Genomic DNA, 5,854 nt, shown 5'->3' on the forward strand with positions numbered 1-5,854 from the left:
GCAAACGCCTCGGATATAGGACCCCCGAGGAGCTTTTCGAAGACTTTCTCGACTCTATTTATGCTGCTTAATTTAAACTACCGTTCTACTTTACCAAAGTGTTCAACTTGCACTTGCAATTTACGATTATATATTTTTAAACACTATATAACATATCTATAAATATATATATCTACAATATATATACTATATCTATCTATACCATGAACTAATACTACTAATCTACTATAGGGAGATGATAACTAAACCCAAAGAAATATAAAGGAATATAAGACACCTAGTAACTAATCGGTATTACTAATAATGAGAGGACTGATATCATGAAAAAAAATCCAAAGCGGGAACCAAAAGGAGATACTAGAAAAGTAAAAACACTTACTTTCAAAGCCACTGCCAAGGAAGATGAGCAGATCACCAAGGCGGCACACCGTGCCGGAATGAGCAAAAGTGACTATATGCGAACTTCTTGCTTCCAAGAACGAATTGTCGTAATCCCAGAAGGCCGCGAAATACTAACGACCATGCAGGAAGTCCGCAATCTACTTCGGCCACTAGAAGAAAATCCTGCTGTGAAAACAATCGAACTGCAGCTCAGCCAAATCACATCAAAGCTTCATAGCTACCTTACCCGCCACTAAGTGGCTTTTTTTATTGCCCAAAGGACAAAAGGAGGAACTACTAATGAGCCACTTACGTTTTTTCAATGGCCAACCAAGAACCTTGTCGGGAATAGTAGATTATGCCCTTCCCGAGGAAGACACACCTAGTATTGGGATCAATCTATGTCCAGACACCGCCTATAAAGAAATGCATGCGGTAAAAGAAATTTGGCGAAAACCCGGAGGACGTAAATATAAACACTACGTCCTCAGCTTTGAAGAAGAAGTACAACTGCCAGCAGAAATATTATTAGAAATCGGCTATAAGGTCGGACAATATTTTGCTGACGAATACCAGCTTCTTATCTCAGCCCATCAGAACACCGATAATTTACACCTGCATTTTGTCCAAAATACCATTAACATGCTTACCGGTAAAAAGCTCAATCTTACAAAAGGCGATATGCTCGACGTGAAGATTCACGCTAACAAGGTATTGGCGGAATATCAGCTAAACCCCATTGATCTGCATGATACCCCAGCCGCCCTAGCCAAAACACAAAGCCAAACTATTCAATAATAAAGGAGATGTACTACTCATGAGAAAGACTACTGAAATTGAAGGCATGTATGAACAGTTCTCAGAAAAAATTTGGTACATTCGTCATGTGATTCGGGCCGCCAAAATTGCCCATGGCGAAATTGAACTGGATACCTTGGCTGATCGCCAGTGCTTTGAAACGGCCCAGCAAACTGCTCTAGAATTAGAAGAGCAATATGGCAAGACGCACTTGCGCTGCGCCGAGCACGAGTACTTTATCCGCTTAGGACAGCTTTCAGCTTTAGCCTGGGTACTGGGAACCGATTGGGACGAATCTTTTGATACCTAAACAAAAACAGACTAACTAGCCATCGCTCGGCTAGTTAGTCTGCTTTTACTTACCCATTTTTTAAACATTTCATTGTTATTTGGGAACCGAACCGTACAAAAAAAGCTAGAGAATATAAGCACTCGCGCCTTTTATTAGCACAGTTTATTAACATTCAGCATTTTATTTGGTGATTTTTCGTTTATAAAATTCACACACAGACATATACATTGCTTTTTCAGGCTTTTCTTATCAATATCTCTATCGTTATTAGAGTTGCCTCATATGCCTTATGCTTACAGAGACTTCGCAACAAGTTTCTCTCATAGCAAGCGCGATAGTGCTTCAATTGCTATAACTCCCATAAGTTGATAACCGGCTTCATTGGGATGCAAACCGTCAATATGATACTCCTCTTTAATCCGCATCCCACTGGAGTCAACCAAGGCAGCATGAAAATCAATGCTAGGTATCGTCATTTTCGCCGCCAACTGCTTTAAGCCATCTCTGCATAAGCTAAGAATGGCTTCTTCATGGTGATCATTGCACGGGATGGGAATACCCAAAATAGGAGCAGCATCGCACTGTTGCACAAGGCGAATTAGTTTCTCGATATTTGCAACTATCGTCCCTGGCCGTTCTGCTCCGTATACGTCATTGGTTCCTCCCATAATAATAACATGCGAAGGATTTTCCGCCGCTACAGCTTGTTCAAAGCGGCGCAACATTCCGGCTGTAGTGTCGCCATTCACGCCGCAATTGATATAGGCAACGTTAAACTTTTTGGCTGCCATATTAAACCAAGACTGCTCCGGCAAATAGGGATATCCGTAAGTTATGGAGTCACCAAGAGCCACGATTTTCATTGTTCCAATACCCTCTACTGCTTCTCTGCATCACTAGTCCCCTCTACGCCTAGCAGGGTCAGCACTTTTTTGTTTATAGCCTCAAGATATAACACTATTTTCTCTTTTCGTATTTCTGGCGAATCGGCTTCTGCATTCTTCAGGGCCACGGAAAGCCCGCGATAACCTCGTTTGTGATCGGCCTGACTCGTGCGCGGCCTCGTCTCTTCAATTTTGGTTATTTCAGAAATAAGATTATGGAATTGGCCCTTGGGAAGAGGTTCCATAGAGTATCGAGTTCGCAAAAAAGTGCCATATGCTTCATACAGCTCGTCTTTATAGCATATTTCGCCTTCTCCTAACACGCAGCATTCTTTAAGAAAACTCTGGATTAGCACACACGGGTCATATACGTCTTTTGTTTTTCCCTTTTCCAGCATTCTTTTCATTCCATATATTGCAAAAACGACCAATAACCAGAGATTATTATCAAAGTCCGTTTCTCTTGTTTCGGGTGGAACATTCAGATTCGGAAAAGATATAACCTTCACTGATTCTCTTAAAAATTGTTTATACCGTTGCACTTCTGATTCTGGCTTTAAAAAAGCAACCCATTGGCAACGATTATGATAAGTCAGTTTACCTACACCGGAAAGCGAGATTGCTAGCGGTTTCCGGTTGATTATTTTCTTTATCCGCCGAAAATAAACTTCATCTAAAACAGCAAGATTACTGGCCGACTCTAGGCAAACAAGTTGCATACCGTGGTACGTGCAGTCGATTAGTTTTGTTAGATTGTTTTCTAAAAATATATTTTGGGGGTTAGCGCTCATATGCAAGTATGATTGTTCTTTTTCGAGAAAAAAGATTCTATTTAAAAAATCCAGAACATAGCTACTATGGTTTGTTGTTATAAGCCACAACTTTTGTTTAACAGGAATAGAAAGACAGCAACAAGCAACTAGCTCTGCCAGATTGTCTACAACTTCTGTCTCGCCATCAGCTAACACAGCAATTTGTTCTTGAATCTCAAGCGGAACTTTGTTCTTCAATTTCGCGAATTGGTTTAAAACCTCCACAAAATTGAAACTGGGATGAGAAGTATAGGTTTCTCCTGGTCCAGTTATTTTTGTGCGCATCTTAGTCGTGCTGTTTTCATCAGGCAACTTACAACACAGCGCCTGAATAGGTTTATATTTGCGTTCTGCTAAGTAATGTATAGCCGCATTCATGATTGAACTGGTTATGAATACTTTCTTTTCTGCAGTAACCACAGTCTTGTATTTTTTGATCAAACGCACCTTCGCTTGAAATTCTCGCAGAGTAGGCTCCGTCTGTTTCGCCCATATAAGTCTTTTTTTGTAATTCTTCCCGTGAATCACCCCTGTCTGCTGATGAAAAAGGTTATCGTCAAAAATTAAGAAATCCGCCCACCTATCTAAAGCAACCGTCACTCCGCCTATCCGTTCTTTATACCGCAAATCGATGCCTTCGTCTCCGGTCGCTTTTCTGGCAGCGCAAAAAACTCTAATCAATTCCACTAAGCGGGTTATTTGGGGTTTTATCTCTGCCAGCGGAATCCCTGGAAATATCCGTTCCAACGTTTCAACGGCATTTTTCGGCGTCAACACCAGAAACTGTTGCTGCATCTTGCAAAATATTCCCTTGTTCTGACTCACCGTCCAACGTTCCTGCCTAAGCAATTCAGGAAGAGGAACCACAGGTATTTGCTGATATCGCCATTTTCCCATCCAACAAGCAATTTCTTGGAGCAGATTGCCGTATTCTATTATATTACGTTCAGCGATAGCGATTTGCCTGAAATTCCGCTCGATTTGCTTTAAACCTTGAAGATGAATTTTATTTTGAATTTGCTTTTCATCCATACTATCAGCCTCTTCCTAAGCCGCAGCCACTTCTTCCGTATCTGATTATAAGCCCCGTTGTTTTTCCTCCATTTCATATTATGCCGCCTAACTAGCAGGCGGCATTTTTCTTCTCTTAGCCCGAACCATATCCGGAATATTAGCTTGGGTCCGTCGATACTACCCGCCTTTTTCAGTGTGCCATTTTTTGATATTTTACCACAAAAAAGTATCGACGTCATCATAAAATCTTCAACAAATTCGTTCCTTATGATATATCTTATTTTTGAATTTCAGCGGTAACAGTCTGCTTTCCTTCCCCATTTCCCCAAATCCCCAAAATACGAAACACCCTCTATCAAGACTGCCCTATACAAAGTGGACCCGTATCCGAGCAGTACAGCCCGACTTATACGAAGCTAACAACACGACCAGGACAACGTTCTTTCTGGCAGGTGAGCTCTTGACCTCTATTCCGCTGTCCACAGGTTCTTCTGCACACTCATTCTCTTTTCTCCGGCTTGCACGAAGAGCACCTTAAATATATCTGTCATGTACCCCGCGGGATCTCGCCTGCCGCTTCATCATAACCAGGCTAAGGCTCTTGCCTTCGCCAATCCTTATTTTTTGAGTCTGGCATGGGAGGCCCTTGAGTCTTCAAGGGCCTAAATTTCAGCAGGTTGTTCTTATGCCCTCATTGCAATAGCCACTTCATACAAGCCTGCGCTTTCCCTGTATCACCCATGTCTGATACCCTCTGCTGAATTAACCGCTCTTCCTGGTTGTCTGCGTTGCAGCTAGGCAAGTTGCCATTGGCAAAGAAAAGCTTCCATGTTGACAGCGCTGGCCCTAATGACCGGCACGACAGTTAACGCTAGAGAAAGCCACGCAACAATTGGCGTAGTCTTGTTGTTCCGCTTGCTGCTATCGCCACCGCGTCCCCCTCGAAATATAGCCGATTTTTGCAGGGGGAACGGGGGAATCCGGGGAATTGCCCCATGTTTTCTAACAAAGGCAGTTAATCAGCCCACTTAAAAAGCTCCATCCCCAATTCCTTCTCTTTTCGGAAACAATAGTTTTCCATTTCTTTCACGTTGAAGATGCTTAAGGCTATTTCATGCAGATCTTTATATCTTCGTGGCACATTATCCAACAATGGCACATTTTCCAATAAATATGCCCGTGTTTCTTTTGCAATTTGATCTCCATATTTCATAACAACCGATGGTTCATTATCCAGTATCGCCGTCAGTGTATTCATAAAACATTCCATCTCATACGCACGCTCTTCTTTATCTCCAAAAAAGAACGTATAGTTAACGCTTTTATTGTCTCTAGCAATCTCACTAACTATAGTAAAAATTTGTTTTTCTAAACGACTTTTATTGCCCCCTTTAAAAGCAGATTCTCTCGGAACGAGAAACTTATCTGCGGTTTCTTGCTTTATGCACTCATGGAATAAGCAAACCATTCCCACTAGCTCGCTAAGGAAAATTACATGCGGCTCTGCAAACAAATTATATCGACAATACATTTTAGCCAGACTCAAGTATATTTTCTTTTTATTATATCGCCGCATCGTAGCTATGCTCTTCGAGTCTGTCTTTCCCCACAACTTTTTTACGATAATCTTAGCTTCATTTTGAATGAACCGTTCAAGACAGTCAATTTGATCG

The 5,854-nt window shown here is 41.7% G+C and carries 6 protein-coding genes; 3 read left to right on the forward strand and 3 right to left on the reverse strand.

What is annotated here, in order from left to right; genetic code table 11:
• Positions 1–320 precede the first annotated feature (320 nt).
• Genes PHO71_RS24960 through PHO71_RS24970 form a run of 3 tightly spaced genes read left to right on the forward strand, consistent with a single transcriptional unit; the run spans position 321 to position 1,489 of the window.
• The gene (locus PHO71_RS24960) at positions 321–638 is read left to right on the forward strand and encodes a hypothetical protein (protein WP_300208887.1); all 318 of its coding nucleotides are present in this window, start codon (positions 321–323) and stop codon (positions 636–638) included.
• A gap of 43 nt (positions 639–681) precedes the next feature.
• The gene (locus tag PHO71_RS24965) at positions 682–1,179 is read left to right on the forward strand and encodes a relaxase/mobilization nuclease domain-containing protein (RefSeq protein ID WP_300208889.1); all 498 of its coding nucleotides are present in this window, start codon (positions 682–684) and stop codon (positions 1,177–1,179) included.
• A 19-nt stretch (positions 1,180–1,198) separates the two neighbouring features.
• Entirely contained in the window at positions 1,199–1,489 is a 291-nt protein-coding gene (locus PHO71_RS24970) for a hypothetical protein (protein WP_300208890.1), read from the forward strand.
• Positions 1,490–1,791: 302 nt separating this feature from the next.
• Here the strand turns inward: PHO71_RS24970 and PHO71_RS24975 are convergent, their stop codons facing one another.
• The 3 genes from PHO71_RS24975 to PHO71_RS24985 all read right to left on the reverse strand — a co-directional run.
• Positions 1,792–2,334 carry a GDSL-type esterase/lipase family protein gene (locus tag PHO71_RS24975; RefSeq protein WP_300208891.1) on the reverse strand — a complete coding sequence of 181 codons (543 nt, stop codon included), beginning with the start codon at positions 2,332–2,334 and terminating at the stop codon, positions 1,792–1,794.
• Positions 2,335–2,348: 14 nt separating this feature from the next.
• A complete protein-coding gene (locus PHO71_RS24980) occupies positions 2,349–4,199 on the reverse strand; it encodes a hypothetical protein (RefSeq protein WP_300208893.1) in 1,851 nt (616 codons plus the stop codon).
• 997 nt (positions 4,200–5,196) lie between these two features.
• A partial coding sequence (locus PHO71_RS24985; RefSeq protein ID WP_300208895.1) for a hypothetical protein occupies positions 5,197–5,854 on the reverse strand: 658 nt, incomplete at its 5' end.

Source organism: Bacteroides sp., from assembly GCF_028690125.1.
GTDB lineage: Bacteria > Bacteroidota > Bacteroidia > Bacteroidales > Bacteroidaceae > Bacteroides.